The organism is Duganella zoogloeoides, from assembly GCF_034479515.1.
Lineage (GTDB): Bacteria > Pseudomonadota > Gammaproteobacteria > Burkholderiales > Burkholderiaceae_D > Rugamonas > Rugamonas zoogloeoides.
In genome coordinates, this window is record NZ_CP140152.1 from 6,074,330 (window position 1) to 6,090,734 (window position 16,405).

A 16,405-nucleotide genomic window follows, 5' to 3' on the forward strand; every position below is an offset into this window, starting at 1 on the left:
GGAACTAATGGGCTCAGCCGGCGCGCTTCGCTGCCAGTGCATTGCCCGCGCGGCTGGCGCTTTTGCGGCCCAGGAATTGCGAGATGAACTGGCCCGCGTCCACCACGATATCGAGGTCGATGCCGGTCTCGATGCCGAGGCCTTCCATCATATACAGCACGTCCTCGGTGGCGATGTTGCCCGTGGCGCCCTTGGCGTAGGGGCAGCCGCCCAGTCCTGCCACCGACGAATGGTAGATCGAGATGCCCACTTCCAGGCTGGCGTAGATATTGGCCAGGGCCTGGCCGTAGGTGTCGTGGAAGTGACCGGCCAGCGCGTCGATGGAAAACTCGCGCGCGGCGCGTTCCATCACGGTTTGGGTCTGGCGCGCGGTGGCCACGCCGATGGTGTCGGCGATGTCGATTTCGTCGCAACCGAGGTCGCGCATGCGGCGCACCACGTCGGCCACCGACTCGGGCGAGACCTCGCCCTGGTACGGGCAGCCGAACGCGCAGCTGATGCTGCCGCGCAGGCGCAGGCCGTGCTGCTTGGCGGCCTGCGCCACGCTGTCGAAGCGGGCGATCGATTCGGCGATCGAGCAGTTGATGTTCTTTTGCGAGAAGGCCTCGGAGGCCGAACCGAAGATCACCACCTCGTCCGCGCGCGCCGCCAATGCCGCGTCAAAACCCTGCATATTGGGCGTGAGGGCGGAATAGATGGTGCCGGGGCGGCGGTCGATGGCGGCCATCACGTCGGCGCTGGTGGCCATTTGCGGCACCCACTTGGGCGAGACAAAGGCGGCGGCTTCGATGTTGCGGAAACCGGCGCCGGACAGGCGGTTGACCAGCGCCGTCTTGACGGCGGCCGGTACGCTTTCCTTTTCGTTTTGCAGGCCGTCGCGCGGTCCCACTTCGACGATTTTCACTTGTTTTGGCAAGATGGCCATATCAGTATCCCAGGTTGCGGTCGACGATGTCGGCGACCGGTTGTCCGCTTTCGAAACTGCGGATTTTGTCGGCGATCTGCTGGACGCTTTCGCGCCGCAGCGTGAGCGCCGAAATATGCGGCGTGATGGTGATGCGCGGCTCCTGCCAGAACGGGTGCTGCGCGGGCAGCGGCTCGTTGCGGAACACGTCGAGCGTGGCAGCGGCGATGTGGCCCGACTTGATCAACGACAGCAATTCCGGCTCGGCGATGTGGGCGCCGCGCGCCACGTTGATCACGTACGCCCCAGCGGGCAGCTTGCCCAGGTTGGAGCGGTCGATCAGGTTATTGGTTTCGGGCGTCAACGGCAGCATGCACACCAGTACCCGGCTGCCGCGCAGGAAGGTGTCGAGGCCATCGAGGCCCTGGTAGCACTGCACGCCGTCGATGCGCTTCTCGGTGCGGCTCCAGCCGCGCAGCGGGAAGCCGAACGGCGCCAGCGCTTCGATCACGCGCATGCCCAGCGCACCGAGTCCCAGCACGCCGATGGCGAAGTCTTCGCGGTTGTACGGCGGCAGCGCGGCCCAGATGCCGGCGCGCGCCTGCCGCTCGTAGTCATCGAAGCGGCGGAAGTACCGCAGCACCGCGTGCGTGACGTATTCCGCCATCTGCAGGCCCATGCCGGCGTCGCCCAGGCGGATGATGGGGATCTCGCGCGGGATCGCGTCGCCAAAGCGCAGCAGCGCATCGACGCCGGCGCCGGTGTTGAAGATGGCCTTGACCTGGGCCAGCTCTGGCAGCATGGCTTCGGGCGGCGACCACACCACCGCGTAGTCGCACGGCTGGCTTTTTTCGCCGGCATGCCAGATCTCGAATTCCGCCTCGGGCAGGTATTTCGAAAAATCCTTGAGCCACGGCTCGGTCCTGCCGTCGGCGCGGTGCAGAAGTATGCGCATGGAGTGCTCCCGTATTTATTCCGTTTTGAACGCCAGCAGCGGCGCGCCGTCGGCCACCTGGTCGCCCACGCCGTACAGGATCTCGTCGATCACGCCGTCGTGCGGCGCGGCGATGGTGTGCTCCATCTTCATCGCTTCCATGATCACCAGCGCTTCGCCGCGTTTGACCTGCTTGCCTTTGGCCGCCAGCACCGCCACCACCTTGCCCGGCATCGGCGCAGTGAGCCTGCCGGTATCGAGTTCCGCTTCGCCCGCGTGGGCCATCGGATCGTGGAACGTGAGCTGGTGGTGGGCGCCGCCGGTAAACACGTGCAGCACGTCGCCGTCGCGCCGCACCACGCCGTGGATGGTCTGCTCGCCCAGGCGGATGGCGTAGTCGTCGCCGTGGTGCGCGGTCAATTGCAGCACCTGTGCGTCCGGTGCGGCGCCGGTGCTGAACAGCCAGCCGTCGGCGCGGTAGCTCAGGTGCGCGGTGTAGTCGAATTCGTCGCTGAACGACAGCGCGCGCAGGTACGGCTGGTTCAGGCGCCAGCCGGTGGCGCTGCTCCACGGGTCGCCCGGGTGGTTGCCCTGGCTGGCCGCCTTGCCTTGTTCCGACGCCATCAGCGCGGCGCAGGCCAGGGCCAGTGCCGCAGCGGGCGCCTCGGGTGCGGCCGTAAACAGGATGTCGTGATTGCGCTCGATCAGGCCCGTATCGAGATCGGCGGTGGCAAACGCGGTGCTTTGCACCAGGCGCTTGAGGAAGGCGACGTTGGTGGTCAGGCCCACCACCTGGTACTGCGACAGCGCCTGCGCCATGCGCGCGAGCGCCTGCTGGCGGTTGGCGCCCCATACGATCAGCTTGGCGATCATGGGGTCGTAGAACGGCGAGATGGCGTCGCCCGCGCGCACGCCGGAGTCGATGCGTACCGGCGCCGGCGCCTTGGCGTCGCCACCGAGTTCGAACATCACCGAGGCCGGTGTGCCCAGGTGGCGCAAGGTGCCGATCGACGGCAGGAATCCTTTATCGGGATTTTCGGCGTAGATGCGCGCTTCGATGGCGTGGCCGTGGATCGCCAGTTCGGCTTGGGTTTTGGGCAGCGGCTCGCCGGCGGCCACGCGCAGCTGCCACTCCACCAGGTCGGTACCGGTGATCATCTCGGTAACCGGGTGCTCCACTTGCAGGCGCGTGTTCATTTCCATGAAGTAGAACGAGCCGTCCTGGTTGGCGATGAATTCCACCGTGCCGGCGCCCACGTAGCCGACCGCGCGCGCAGCAGCAACTGCCGCCTCGCCCATGGCGGCGCGGCGTTCCTGCGGCAGGTTCGGTGCGGGCGCTTCTTCCAGCACTTTCTGGTGGCGGCGCTGCACCGAGCAATCGCGCTCGAACAGATAGATGCAGTTGCCATGGGTATCGGCAAACACCTGGATTTCGATGTGGCGCGGGCGTTGCAGGTATTTTTCGGCCAGCACCTGGTCGTCGCCGAAGGAGCTGATCGCTTCACGCTTGCACGACGCCAGCGCGTCCTTGAATTGCGCCGAGCTGTCCACCACGCGCATGCCCTTGCCGCCGCCGCCGGCCGAAGCCTTGAGCAGGACCGGATAGCCTATGCGGTCGGCCTGTGCGTGCAGGAAGTCAGGGTCTTGCTGGTCGCCGTGGTAGCCGGGCACCAGCGGCACGTCGGCCTGCTCCATCAGCGTCTTGGCGGCGGACTTGGACCCCATGGCGCGCATGGCGGAAGCCGGCGGGCCGATGAACACCAGGCCGGCCGCTGCGCACGCCTCGGCAAAATCGGCGTTCTCGGACAGGAAGCCATAACCGGGGTGGATCGCCTGGGCGCCGGTCTCCCTGGCGGCGGCGATGATCTTGTCGCCGCACAGGTAGCTTTCCTTGGCTGGCGCTGGTCCGATCAGGATCGCTTCGTCGCAGCTGGCGACGTGCAGGGCGTTGGCGTCCGCCTCCGAATAGACGGCGACGGTCTTGATGCCCAGGCGGCGCGCGGTAGCGGCGACGCGGCAGGCGATTTCACCACGGTTGGCGATCAGAATTTTGGTAAACATCGTCTCTCTCTTTGCAGCTCGTGGCTGGAAGTTTTTTTATGGAGGTCGAATGCCGGTACTTTTGATACCGGCCGTACGCGTGTCGTTCCTGGTCAATCAGCAGCCGCACTTCTCCTTCGGCGCCGATTCCAGCACGGTGCCACGGGTTTTCAGGCCCAGCTTGGCCAGCAGCTCGCGGTCGTCGTTCGCTTCCGGATTGTCGGTGGTGAGCAGCTTGTCGCCGTAGAAGATGGAATTGGCGCCGGCCAGGAAGCACATCGACTGCACGGCTTCGCCCATCTGGCGCCGGCCGGCCGACAGGCGCACGCGCGCTTTCGGCATGGTGATGCGCGCAACCGCGATGGTACGCACGAATTCGAGCGGGTCGAGCGGATCGATGCCGAACAATGGCGTGCCTTCCACCTGCACCAGGTGGTTGACCGGCACCGATTCCGGGTACGGATTCAAGTTGGCCAGCTGCGCGATCAGGCCGGCGCGTTGCAGGCGCGTCTCGCCCATGCCCACGATGCCGCCGCAGCACACTTTCAGGCCTGCTTCGCGTACGTGGCCCAGGGTGTCGAGACGGTCCTGGTATTCGCGCGTGGAGATCACGTTGTCGTAGAACTCGGGCGCGGTATCGAGGTTGTGGTTGTAGTAATCGAGGCCGGCATCCTTCAGGCGCTGCGCCTGTTTTTCTTCGAGCATGCCCAGGGTGGCGCAGGTTTCCAGGCCCAGCGCCTTTACTTCGCGCACCATCTCTTCGACCTTGTCCATGTCGCGCTCTTTCGGGCTGCGCCAGGCGGCGCCCATGCAGAAACGCGTGGCGCCGTTGTCCTTGGCCTGCTGGGCCGCTGCCAGCACGGTGTCGATGTCGAGGATTTTTTTCGCTTCGACGCCGGTGTCGTAGCGCGCCGCTTGCGGGCAGTAGCCGCAGTCTTCCTCGCAGCCGCCGGTCTTGATCGACAGCAGGGTGGCCAGTTCGACGTCGCCGTCCGGGAAGTTGGCGCGGTGGGTTTGCTGCGCGCGGAACATCAGGTCATTGAACGGCAGCTCGAACAGCGCCAGCACGTCGTCGATCGGCCAGGTGGCTGCCGGCGGCAGGGTGATGGCGGCGGTCGGGCGGTGCAGGGCGACGACTTTCGGTTCTTGGAGGGTATTCGTGGACATCGGTTTTCCTTCGTGGATCAAGTGTTTGGTTCAGGTGTTTTTCTGTGCCGGCCAGTCGGGCAGCATCGTGAAGTCGAGATAAGCGGCGGCAGCTTGCGCGGTCGCTTGTTCCAGGCGCGGCACGCGGCCCAGCAGCGGTGCGTCGATGCGCTGCGCGAGCGCGGCGATATTGTCGTCGGCAAAGGCCATGTCGGCCTGGGTTTCGTTGGCCACCCAGCCAGCCAGCACCAGGCCGCGCGCGGCGATCGCTTCGACCGTCAGGAGCGCGTGGCTGATGCAGCCCAGGCGCAGGCCGACGACGAGCACCACCGGCAAATCCAGTTGCTCGGTCAGGTCGGCGGTGTCGAATTCGTCATTGAGCGGCACGCGGAAGCCGCCCACGCCTTCCACCACCACGGCGTCGGACGCGGCGTTGATTTCCACGTAGGCGGCCAGGATCGGCACCGGTGAAATCTCCACGCCTTCCAGCGCGGCGGCGATGTGCGGCGCGGCCGGTTCGCGCAGCAGGAACGGCGTGGTGATCGACGGCAGCAGGTGGACATTGCCGGCGGCAGCCAGCTGGTCGCAGTCGTCGTTGTGCCACACGCCGTCGCGCAGTTCGGCGCCGGCAGCCACCGGCTTCATGCCGCAGGCGCGCACGCCCGCCTGCACCAGCGCGTGCAGCATCGCCGACGAGATCAGCGTCTTGCCGATCTCGGTGTCGGTGCCGGTAACAAAACACGAAAAGCGCGGCGGCAGGGCGGCTGCCGCCACGGCGGCCGATGCTGCGGTCTGGGCGTTGGCCTCGTCAGTGGCATCGGCCTCCAGGTCGAGCACGACCTCGCCGGTCACTTCGGCGTCCGCCGGCGGGGTATCGACTATCAGGGGGGCGTCGAGATTCATGTCCATTCCTTTTCCAGTGCATTGATCGCGGCGCTCAGTTGCGCCACTTCCGTGGTGCTATGGCCAGCGCAGAGCGTTACCCGCAGGCGCGCGGTACCCGGCGCCACGGTGGGGGGACGGATCGTGCCTACCCACAGTCCCTGCTCGTACAGGGCGGCGCCGGCGCGCATGGTTTCGGCATTATCGCCGATCAGGATGGGCTGGATGGCGGTGGCCGATGGCAGGCGTTGCCAGCGTTGCAACTGCAGGCCGGTACGGGCATCGTCCAATTGTGCCACCAATGCCTGCAAGTGGGCGCGGCGCTGGGCGCCTTCCGCTCCCTCGATCAGGTCCAGGCTGGCCAGCAGCGCATGGGCCATGGCCGGCGGCGCGGCGGTGGTGAAGATATACGGACGGGCTTTTTGCACCAGCGTTTCGATTACCGTCTGGTGGGCGGCGACAAAGGCGCCACCGATGCCGGCGGCCTTGCCCAGGGTGCCCATGTACACCAGGTACGGCGAGCGCAGGTCGAAGTGTTCGAGGGCGCCGTGCCCGCGCGCACCGAGCGTGCCGAAGCCGTGGGCGTCATCGACCACCAGCCAGGCGTTGTGCTGCTCGCACAGCGCCAGCAGTTCCGGCAGCGGCGCCAGGTCGCCATCCATGCTGAATACGCTGTCGGTGACCACCAGCCTGGTGGCGGCGTTGCTGGCCTTGAGCATGGCCTCGAGCGCGGCCAGGTCGGCGTGCGGATACACCTGCACGCGGGTGCGCGACAGCCGGGCGCCGTCGATCAGCGAGGCGTGGTTGAGCGACTCCGAGAAAATCTCGGCATCGCGGTCGCCTGCCGTCAGGCCGCTGATGATGGCCAGGTTGGCCATGTAGCCGGTGCAGAAGGTGAGCGCGCGCGGCTGCTCCAGGTGCGCGCCGACGAAATCGGCCAGGCGGTCTTCCAGCAGTGCGTGCGGGCGCGCATGGCCGCTGATCAAATGCGAAGCGCCGCTGCCGGCGCCGTAGCGCGCGGCGCCTTCGCGCAGCGCTTCGACCAGCAGCGGGTGGTTGGCCAAGCCCAGGTAGTCGTTGCTGCAAAAGGCCAGCAGTTCGCGGCCATCGACCGTCACGCGCGGGCCGCACGGCGTATCGACCGTGCGCCGGCGGCGGATCAGGCTGCGTTCGTCGAGCGCTTGCAGCTGGTGCGAGAGTTGGGCAAGCAGCTTCATCTCAACCTGCCATCGTTTTGTTAAACACGGTCAGCGTGTTGGCGGCCAGGCCGGCGATTTCCTCGTCGTCCAGGATGTACGGCGGCATCAGGTACACGGTGGCGCCGATGGGGCGCATCAACAGTTCGTGTTCCACTGCGGTGGCAAAGAAGCGGCGCGAAAAATCCGGGGTGGCGTCAATCGCATCGAACGCCCAGATCATGCCGCGGTTGCGGAAGTTGCGCACCCTGGCGTGTTGCGCCAGCGGTTGCAGGGCGGCAGTCAGCCTGGCCGACTTGATGCGGTTGGCAGCCAGCACATCGTCTTCCTCGAAGATTTGCAGGGTAGCCAGGGCGGCGCGGCACGCCAGCGGGTTGCCGGTGTACGAGTGCGAATGCAAGAAGCCGCGCGTGACGTCATTGCTGTAAAACGCCTGGTAGATCTCGGCGCGCGTCATCACCAGCGACAGCGGCAAATAGCCGCCGCTGATGCCCTTGGACAGGCACACGAAGTCGGGCCACACGCCGGCCTGCTCGCAGGCGAAGAAGGTGCCGGTACGGCCGCAGCCGACGGCGATTTCGTCGAGGATCAGGTGCACCGAGTAGCGGTCGCACAGCGCGCGCACCAGTTGCAGGTACAGCGGGTCGTGCATGGCCATGCCGGTGGCGCATTGCACCAGCGGTTCGATGATGATGGCGGCGATTTTTTCCGATTTTTCCTGGAACAGGCGCTCGACATCGGCGGCGGCGCGGCGGGCCATATCTTCGGCGGTTTCGCCGTCGCGGGCCTGGCGCGTATCGGGCGACATCACGGTTTGCGAGGCGCGCAGCAGCGGACCGTAAGCGTCCTTGAACAGCGCGACATCGGTAACGGCCAGCGCGCCGATGGTTTCGCCGTGGTAGCTGCCCTTGAGGCAGACGAATTCCTGCTTGTCGGTTTTGCCGTGGTTGCGCCACGAGTGAAAACTCATCTTGAGGGCGATTTCCACGGCGGAGGCGCCGTCGCTGGCGTAAAAACTGTGGCCCAGCACACCGCCGGTCAATGCCGACAGTTTTTCCGACAGCTCGATCACCGGCTCGTGGGTAAAGCCGGCCAGCATCGCGTGTTCGAGCGTATCGAGTTGATCCTTCAATGCCGCGTTGATGCGCGGGTTGGCGTGGCCGAACAGGTTGACCCACCACGAGCTGATGGCGTCGAGGTAGCGGCGGCCTTCATGGTCGTACAGCCACGCCCCCTGGCCGCGCTTGACCGGGATCAGCGGCACGGTTTCGTGGTGCTGCATCTGGGTACACGGATGCCAGACGCTGCGCAGGCTGCGGGTAACCCATGCACTTTGATTATTCAATTCCAAAACTGCTCCATGACATTAATACCTAACTTATTACCTGACTTAGCCAGGTAGGCTTGCGTTTCTCGAGGAACGACGCCACGCCTTCGCGGCCCTGTTCCGAGGCGCGGATGGCGGCGATGCGCGCGGCGGTATCGTCTACCAGCGTGTCGTCCACCGGCCGTCCCGCCACGTCGCGCACCAGCGTCTTGGCCTGGCGCACGGCTGCCGGGCTGTTGGTCACCAGCGCCTTGACGATCTCCGCCACCCTGGCGTCGAGCGCAGCGCCGGCCACCACTTCGTGGGCGAAGCCGATGTGCAGCGCGGTGGCCGCCGTAAAGCGTTCGGCCGTCAAAAAGTACCGGCGCGATGCCTGCTCGCCCATGGCCTTGATCACGTACGGCGCGATGGTGGCCGGGATCAGGCCGAGTTTTACTTCGCTTAAACAGAACTGGGCTTCATCGACTGCCACGACGATGTCGCACGCGGCCACCAGGCCCATGCCGCCAGCGTAGCAGTCGCCCTGCACGCGCGCGACCACCGGCTGTGGGCACTCGTAGATGGTGCGCAGCATGGTGGCCAGTTGCAGCGCATCTGCGTGGTTTTCGGCGTGGGTGTAGCCCGCCATTTTTTTCATCCAGTTCAAATCGGCGCCGGCGCAAAAGGCCGGGCCGTTGGCGGCCAGGACGATGGCGCGCACCGACGCGTCGACGCCCAGCGCGCTGAAAGCCTGCGTCAGCTCTGCGATGGTCGCTTCGTTGAACGCATTGCGCACGTCGGGGCGATTGAGGGTGACGGTGGCCAAGTGGCCGGCGCGTTCGATGGTCAGGGTGTCGTAGGTCATGGCCGCTCCTTACATCCGGAAGAGTCCGAATTTGGTGTCTTCGATCGGCGCATTGAGCGCGGCGGACAGGCCCAGGCCCAGCACCGTGCGGGTATCGGCCGGATCGATCACGCCGTCGTCCCACAGGCGCGCGGTGGCGTAATACGGGTGGCCCTGCTCTTCGTACTGCTGCTTGATCGGCTGCTTGAACGCGGCTTCTTCGTCCGCCGACCAGGTGCCGCCCTTGCCCTCGATGCCGTCGCGCTTGACGGTGGCCAGCACGCTGGCCGCCTGGTCGCCGCCCATGACGGAGATCCGCGCATTGGGCCACATCCACATGAAGCGCGGCGAAAAGGCGCGGCCGCACATGCCGTAGTTGCCGGCGCCAAAACTGCCGCCGATGATGACGGTGAACTTGGGCACGGCAGCGGTGGCGACGGCCGTGACCATCTTGGCGCCGTGACGGGCGATGCCTTCGTTTTCGTACTTGCGGCCCACCATGAAGCCGGTGATATTTTGCAGGAACACCAGCGGGATCTTGCGCTGTGCGCACAGCTCGATGAAGTGCGCGCCCTTGACGGCGGACTCCGAGAACAGGATGCCATTGTTGGCGATGATGCCGACCTTCATGCCGAAGATGTGGGCGAAGCCGCACACCAGCGTGGCGCCGAAGCGCGCCTTGAATTCGTCGAACTCGCTGCCATCGACGATGCGGGCGATCACTTCGCGCACATCGAACGGCTTGCGGGTGTCCACCGGGATGACGCCATACAGTTCTTCGGCCGGGTACTTCGGCTCCACCACGGGGCGGATGGCGCCCTGCTGCGGCTTGATGCGATTGAGGTTGGAGACGATGGTGCGCGCCAGCGACAGCGCATGCAAATCGTTCTGCGCCAGGTGGTCGGCCACGCCGGACAGGCGCGTGTGGACATCGCCGCCGCCCAGGTCTTCGGCCGTGACCACTTCGCCGGTGGCGGCTTTCACCAGCGGCGGGCCGCCGAGGAAAATCGTGCCCTGCTCCTTGACGATGATCGACTCGTCGCTCATGGCCGGCACGTACGCGCCGCCGGCGGTGCACGACCCCATCACCACGGCGATTTGCGGGATACCCTTGGCCGACAGGTTGGCCTGGTTGTAAAAGATGCGGCCGAAGTGGTCGCGGTCGGGGAAGACGTCGTCCTGGTTGGGCAGGTTGGCGCCGCCCGAGTCGACCAGGTAAATGCAGGGCAGGTGGTTCTGGTCGGCGATTTCCTGCGCGCGCAGATGTTTTTTGACCGTGATCGGGTAGTACGTCCCGCCCTTGACGGTGGCGTCGTTACAGACGATCACGCATTCCTGGCCGGCCACGCGGCCGATGCCGGTAATGATGCCGGCGGCCGGCGCCGCATCGATGCCATTGCCATCCTGGTACATGCCGTAGGCGGCCATTTGCGACAGTTCGAGGAATGGCGTGCCCGGATCGAGCAGCATTTGCACGCGGTCGCGCGGCAGCAGCTTGCCGCGTGCGACGTGTTTTGCGCTGGCAGCGGCGCCGCCGCCCTGGGCGATGGCGGCCACCTTGGCGCGCAGGTCGTCCACCACCGCCTGCATGGCGGCGATATTGGTCTTGAAATCTTCGCTACGGGGATTGAGCTTGGTGTCGATCTGCGGCATGGTTTTCCTTTGCGCGTGGTCTCGCACGCGTCGTGTGGTTTATTGCGGAAAATGTCCGTCAACGTAAAACCAGCGCAGGGCGCCACCGATAGCGTCAGGTTCACGCACGAAGTTGCTGATCTCGTGCAGGCGCTCGGCGCGGCCGCCGACCTTGAACCGTGCCACGAACTCCACCGTGTCGCGGTCCCGGTCTGCTTGTTCGGCTGGTTCTGCTTTACGTTGACGTAAACGTAAAGCAGATTTTACCTCAAGTCCCAGCCACTGCAGTTTTTCCTCGGCACCAAACAAGGGCTCGACCGGCCGGGTACTGGCATGCCAGGTGGCCAGCAGGTACGGCTCGTTGCGCTGGCCATAGGCGGTATAGCGCGAGCGCATCAGCGCTTCGGCCGTGGGCGCGATGGCGGACCCGTCTATGTACGGGCCGCAGCAGGTGGCCAGCGAGGGGCCGCCGCAGGGGCAGCCGGTGGGCGCGGAGGACTTCTTGGACATGGATGCACGGTGGGCAGGTCTGACAAGCGAGCATTATCCGCCAAATGGCGCGCTTGCGCCCGGCGCGAAGTTACACCAGATGAAGAAATAACAGGTGCCGCCCCGGAGGTCCGCCTTTACACTAGCGCCGGGAGGAATATCGTATGAATCAAAGCAGTACGCAGCAACGCAGCCCGTGGGCCTGGGTGCCCAGCGTGTCATTCAGCCAGGCTGTGCCCTACGTGGCGGTGATGCTGCTGTCCACCGTGATGTACAAGAACCTGGGCGTCTCCAACGACGACCTGGCGTTTTATACGTCGTGGTTGTACCTGCCGTGGGTGCTCAAGCCGCTGTGGTCGCCCATCGTCGACCTGTTTGGCACCAAGCGCCACTGGACCGTGCTGATGCAGCTGGTGTCCAGTGCGGCCCTGGCAGCGGTCGCCTTTACCTTGCATTTGCCGCAATTTTTTGCGCTGAGCCTGGCCGTGCTGTGGCTGATGGCGTTTGCCTCCGCCACGCACGACATCGCTTCGGACGGCTATTACATGCTGGGCTTGCCTTCGCAGCACCAGCAGGCCGCCTTCGTCGGCGTGCGCAGCGCGTTTTATAAACTGGCGATGATTGCCGGGCAGGGCGGGCTGGTGTACCTCGCTGGCGAACTGATCAAGTCCAGCAACGATCCGGCCTACGCCTGGTCGGTGGTATTCGGCATCACGGCAGCGATTTTCCTGGCGCTGTGCGCGTACCACCAGCTGGTACTGCCGCGCCCGCAGGGCGACCACAGCACGGCCAAGACCGGCGCCTTGTGGACGGACTTTATCGAAACCTTCCGCAGTTTCTTCCGCAAGAAAGGCATCGTGTCCATCATCGGTTTCCTGCTGCTGTACCGGCTCGGTGAGGCGCAGCTGCTCAAGATGGCGGCGCCGTTCCTGCTCGATCCGCGCGAACAGGGCGGGCTGGGCTTGACCACGTCCGAGTTCGGCCTGGTGTACGGCACCATTGGCGTGGCGGCGCTGGTGCTGGGCGGCATTGCCGGCGGCATCGTGATCGCCCGCTTCGGATTAAAGAAGGCGATCTGGCCGATGTTGTTCATCATGCACGTGCCGGACCTGGTGTTCGTGTACCTGGCCACGGCCATGCCCACCAGCATCGAAGTGATTGCCGGCTGCCTGGCGGTGGAGCAATTTGGCTACGGCTTCGGCTTTGCCGCCTTCATGCTGTACATGATCATGGTGGCCGACGGCGAGCACAAGACTGCCCACTACGCGATCTGCACCGGCTTCATGGCGCTGGGCATGATGCTGCCAGGAATGATCAGCGGCAAGCTGCAACACCTGCTCGGTTACCAAAACTTTTTCATCTGGGCATGTATTTCAACGTTGCCCGCGTTTTTCATGACTGCGCTGGTGGAGATCAAGCCCGGATTCGGTAAGAAGCAGGGCTAGAAAATGGCGGCGACCGCATTACAATACGACGCTCAATTGGATCGGGGAATGTTTTGGTATTGAATGCGAAGAAACGGCTGACCTTGACCGCTGGCGTGGCCGGCGCCGTGGCTGCCATCATGCAGGGCTGTTCGAGCACGCCGACTGCGGTCGTGCCCGAAGGGCCCGCCGCGCCGGCTGCACCTGGCGCACTGCCGCCGCCGGTCACACCGACACCGGCCAGCCTGGTCAACCCGCCACCGGCGCCGCGCGAGTTCCGCGCCGCCTGGATATCGACCGTCGCCAATATCGACTGGCCCAGCCGCAGTAATCTGACTGCTGAAAAACAGCAGGCCGAAGCCATCGCCATCCTCGAGCGTTGCAAGCTGCTCAACCTGAACGCCATCGTGCTGCAAGTGCGGCCCAGCGCCGACACCATTTACCCGTCCGCGCTCGAGCCGTGGTCGGAGTTCCTGACCGGCCAGCAGGGCCGCGCACCTACCTACGATCCGCTGCAATTCTGGATCGAGCAGGCCCATGCACGCGGGCTGGAGCTGCACGCGTGGTTCAACCCGTATCGCGCGCGCCATGCCACGGCCAAGTCGCCGCTGGCGTCCAACCACATGTCGTTCACCCATCCCGAGGCGGTCAAGACGTATGGCCGCTACTTGTGGATGGACCCGGGCGAGCCGGCCGCCGCCCAGCGCACGCTCGACGTGATCCTCGACGTGGTGCGCCGCTATGACATCGACGGTGTCCACATCGACGATTATTTCTACCCGTACCCGATCGACAATACCAATACTGCCGGCGCCGAGGGCGTGGCGCTCGAGGGCGGCAATGGCGCACGCCGCGAACTCGATTTTCCGGACGAGCCGTCGTGGCAGCGCTACCTGCTTGGCGGCGGCGCGCTCGACCGTCCGCACTGGCGGCGCCAGAACGTCAACGCGCTGATCGAGGCGCTGTACAAGGGCATCCACCGCGAGAAAAGCTGGGTGCGCTTTGGCATCAGCCCGTTCGGCATCGGCCGGCCCGACCGCCGGCCCACCGGCATCGTCGGTTTCAGCCAGTACGACAAGCTGTATGCCGACGCCGAATTGTGGCTCAACAACGGCTGGCTCGACTACCTGGCGCCGCAGCTGTACTGGCCGGTGGCGCAGGCGCCGCAGGCGTTCGGCGTGCTGCTCGACTACTGGCTGGCGCAAAACACCTATGCGCGCCACGTGTGGCCGGGCCTGTACACGAGCCGCATCGACAACAGCGCCAAGTCGTTCGCGCCCGACGAAATCGTCAAGCAGATCGGCGTGACCCGTACCCGCGCCGGCACCCGTGGCCATGTGCATTTCAGCATCGCGCCGCTGATGGAAAACCGCAAGGGCATCACCGACCAGTTGCGCGCCCGCGCCTACCAGAGCGCGGCGCTGGCGCCGGCCACGCCCTGGCTCGGTTCCGACCTGCCCACGGCGCCGAAAGCGACCGCGCGGCGCGAAGCCAACGGTACCGGCTTGCGCCTGTTTGCCGGCGCCGGCAAGCCGGTCAGTCATTACGCGATCTGGTCGCGCTACGGCGCCGAATGGCGCTTCGCGGTGGCGCCCTCATCGCGCACGGTGCTGCTGCTGCCCGACGACGCCGTTGCCGGCGCCGCCCAGGCGGTGGTGGTGAGCGCGGTGGACCGGCTCGGCAACGAGAGCGTGCGCGTGACGGTCAGCCTGCAGGCATGACGGTGAAAGTGGATCCAGGCGCTACCGCAAGCGCAATGGCGCATGCCATGGCGGCGGCCCCGGTCTTCGCGCTCGGCATCGACGCCGGCGGTACGCAAACGCGCTGGGCGCTGGCCGATGGTGCCGGGGCCATCGTGGCGGAAGGCTTCGTGGCCGGTATCTCGGCCAACCAGATGGCGTCTGCCGCTGGCGTTGCGGCAGTGCGCACCGTGCTGGCCGATCTGGCCGCGCAGGTACTGGCGGTCGGCAGACCCTCATCCGTGTGCGCCGGGCTGACCGGCTTCGACGGCGCTTCCACCGCGCCGGTCTCGCTGCTGGCCGAAGCGCTGGGCATTAATCCCGCAGTGGTGACGGTACGCAGCGATATCGACATCGCCTATCTGGCCATCTTTGCGCCGGGAGAGGGGTACCTGGTGTACGCTGGTACCGGTTCGATCGCGGCGTGGATAGACGAAGAGGGCCGCCTGCACCGCGCCGGCGGCCGCGGCGTCACGCTGGACGATGGCGGCGGCGGTTTCTGGATCGCGCGCGAAGCGATGCGCCACATCTGGCGCCGCGAGGATGAACAGCCGGGCGCTTGGGAACAGTCACCGCTGGCGCGCGCGGTGTTCGACCACGTGGGCGGCAGCGACTGGGCACATTCGCGTCAGTTCATCTACGGCCAGGATCGCGGTGCGATCGGTCGCCTGGCGCTGGCGGTCGCGCAGGCGGCGGATACCGATCCGGTGGCGCGCGCCATCCTCGAGCAGGCCGGGCAGGAACTGGCGCGCATTGCGCTGGCGCTGGTGGGACGCTACGGCGCGCGGCCGATTGCCGTGAGTGGCCGCGCCGCCACGCTACATCCGGCCATCGTGCAGGCGCTGCGCGCGGCGCTGCCGGCTGAGCTTTCACTCCAGCAAATAAGTGGTCCGGCGCACCACGCGGCGGCGCGGATTGCACTACACTCCCACGCATGAGCATGTTGCTGCCACCACCGCCCGAGATGACCGAATGAAGATCGTAACGCTGACTGTCCTGTCCACCCTGCTGGCGCTTGCCGGCTGTGCCACCGTGCCGCCACCGCCGCCCGCCGGGCTGGCCATCGACCGCACCCTGAGCGCGCGCGGCCAGAGCGACCGCGTCAAGTACATCATCGTCCACTACACGGTGTCGGACCTGCCGCGTTCGATCAAGATCCTGACCACGCAGGACGTCAGCGCCCACTACCTGGTGACCGACGCCGACCAGCCCACCGTGTACAGCCTGGTGGACGAATCGCGCCAGTCCAATCACGCCGGCTACAGCAACTGGAAGATCTACAACCAGCTCAACGCCGCGTCAATCGGCATCGAGATCGTCAACCCCGGTTACAAGGACACGCCGCAGGGCCGCGCCTGGTATCCGTTCAAGCCGGCGCAGATCGACCAGCTGGTGCTGCTGCTCAAGGACATCGTCAAGCGCCATAACATTCGCCCGGAAAACATCCTCGGCCACAACGAGATCGCGCCGCAGCGCAAGCTCGACCCCGGCCCGCTGTTCCCGTGGAAGCGCCTGGCCGACGAAGGCCTGATCACCTGGCCGGAACCGAGCCGCGTGGCCGCGCGCCTGCCGGGCTACCAGCAGCAACTGCCCGACGTGTTCTGGTTCCAGCGCACGCTCGCGCAGATCGGCTACGCCGTGCCGCAGACCGGCGTGTTCGACACGGCGACGCGCAACGTGCTGGCCGTATTCCAGACCAAGTACCGCCCGACGCTGTTCGACGGCACCATGGACGCGGAAACCGCCGCGCTGCTGGACGTGCTGACCAGCCCGCTGCCGGTATTGCCGGCGGCGCCGGTGGCGGCGCCGGCGGCTGTGGAGACTGCGCCGGTGGAGTAAGGCGTGTAGCGGGCGTGCTTGGTTTCAATA

14 protein-coding genes are annotated in these 16,405 nt (G+C 66.0%); 4 read left to right on the plus strand and 10 right to left on the minus strand.

What is annotated here, in order from left to right:
• Positions 1-13: 13 nt before the first annotated feature.
• The 10 genes from SR858_RS26665 to SR858_RS26710 form a co-directional block, all read right to left on the minus strand.
• Positions 14-925 carry a hydroxymethylglutaryl-CoA lyase gene (locus tag SR858_RS26665; RefSeq protein WP_019924178.1) on the minus strand — a complete coding sequence of 304 codons (912 nt, stop codon included), beginning with the start codon at positions 923-925 and terminating at the stop codon, positions 14-16.
• A 1-nt stretch (position 926) separates the two neighbouring features.
• A complete protein-coding gene (locus SR858_RS26670; RefSeq protein WP_019924177.1) occupies positions 927-1,859 on the minus strand; it encodes a 2-hydroxyacid dehydrogenase in 933 nt (310 codons plus the stop codon).
• A gap of 15 nt (positions 1,860-1,874) precedes the next feature.
• Positions 1,875-3,899, minus strand: coding sequence for an acetyl-CoA carboxylase biotin carboxylase subunit (locus SR858_RS26675; RefSeq protein ID WP_019924176.1), 2,025 nt, complete (start codon positions 3,897-3,899; stop codon positions 1,875-1,877).
• Positions 3,900-3,995: 96 nt separating this feature from the next.
• Complete coding sequence (gene bioB, locus SR858_RS26680) at positions 3,996-5,045, minus strand: biotin synthase BioB (protein WP_019924175.1); 1,050 nt, start codon at positions 5,043-5,045, stop codon at positions 3,996-3,998.
• Between the two features lie 30 nt (positions 5,046-5,075).
• Positions 5,076-5,933 carry a dethiobiotin synthase gene (gene bioD / locus SR858_RS26685; protein WP_019924174.1) on the minus strand — a complete coding sequence of 286 codons (858 nt, stop codon included), beginning with the start codon at positions 5,931-5,933 and terminating at the stop codon, positions 5,076-5,078.
• Positions 5,924-7,123 carry an 8-amino-7-oxononanoate synthase gene (gene bioF / locus SR858_RS26690; protein ID WP_019924173.1) on the minus strand — a complete coding sequence of 400 codons (1,200 nt, stop codon included), beginning with the start codon at positions 7,121-7,123 and terminating at the stop codon, positions 5,924-5,926. The genes bioD and bioF overlap by 10 nt, the downstream gene beginning before the upstream one ends.
• Position 7,124: 1 nt before the next feature.
• Positions 7,125-8,453 carry an adenosylmethionine--8-amino-7-oxononanoate transaminase gene (gene bioA, locus SR858_RS26695; RefSeq protein WP_026637708.1) on the minus strand — a complete coding sequence of 443 codons (1,329 nt, stop codon included), beginning with the start codon at positions 8,451-8,453 and terminating at the stop codon, positions 7,125-7,127.
• A 22-nt stretch (positions 8,454-8,475) separates the two neighbouring features.
• The gene (locus SR858_RS26700) at positions 8,476-9,273 is read right to left on the minus strand and encodes an enoyl-CoA hydratase/isomerase family protein (RefSeq protein WP_019924171.1); all 798 of its coding nucleotides are present in this window, start codon (positions 9,271-9,273) and stop codon (positions 8,476-8,478) included.
• 9 nt (positions 9,274-9,282) lie between these two features.
• Positions 9,283-10,905, minus strand: a complete 1,623-nt coding sequence (locus SR858_RS26705; RefSeq protein ID WP_019924170.1) for a carboxyl transferase domain-containing protein — start codon at positions 10,903-10,905, stop codon at positions 9,283-9,285.
• 39 nt (positions 10,906-10,944) lie between these two features.
• The gene (locus SR858_RS26710) at positions 10,945-11,394 is read right to left on the minus strand and encodes a YchJ family protein (RefSeq protein ID WP_026637707.1); all 450 of its coding nucleotides are present in this window, start codon (positions 11,392-11,394) and stop codon (positions 10,945-10,947) included.
• 143 nt (positions 11,395-11,537) lie between these two features.
• Here SR858_RS26710 and SR858_RS26715 point away from each other — a divergent pair, with 143 nt between their 5' ends.
• The 4 genes from SR858_RS26715 (at position 11,538) to SR858_RS26730 (ending at position 16,375) form a co-directional block, all read left to right on the plus strand.
• Positions 11,538-12,818, plus strand: a complete 1,281-nt coding sequence (locus SR858_RS26715; RefSeq protein WP_019924167.1) for an MFS transporter — start codon at positions 11,538-11,540, stop codon at positions 12,816-12,818.
• 119 nt (positions 12,819-12,937) lie between these two features.
• Positions 12,938-14,518 carry a glycoside hydrolase family 10 protein gene (locus SR858_RS26720; protein WP_407654714.1) on the plus strand — a complete coding sequence of 527 codons (1,581 nt, stop codon included), beginning with the start codon at positions 12,938-12,940 and terminating at the stop codon, positions 14,516-14,518.
• A gap of 47 nt (positions 14,519-14,565) precedes the next feature.
• Positions 14,566-15,474 (plus strand): N-acetylglucosamine kinase, encoded by a 909-nt coding sequence (locus SR858_RS26725; protein ID WP_040378129.1) that lies wholly within the window; start codon positions 14,566-14,568, stop codon positions 15,472-15,474.
• A gap of 34 nt (positions 15,475-15,508) precedes the next feature.
• Positions 15,509-16,375: an N-acetylmuramoyl-L-alanine amidase gene (locus SR858_RS26730; protein ID WP_019924164.1), complete on the plus strand. Its 867-nt coding sequence runs from the start codon at positions 15,509-15,511 to the stop codon at positions 16,373-16,375.
• Positions 16,376-16,405: the final 30 nt, after the last annotated feature.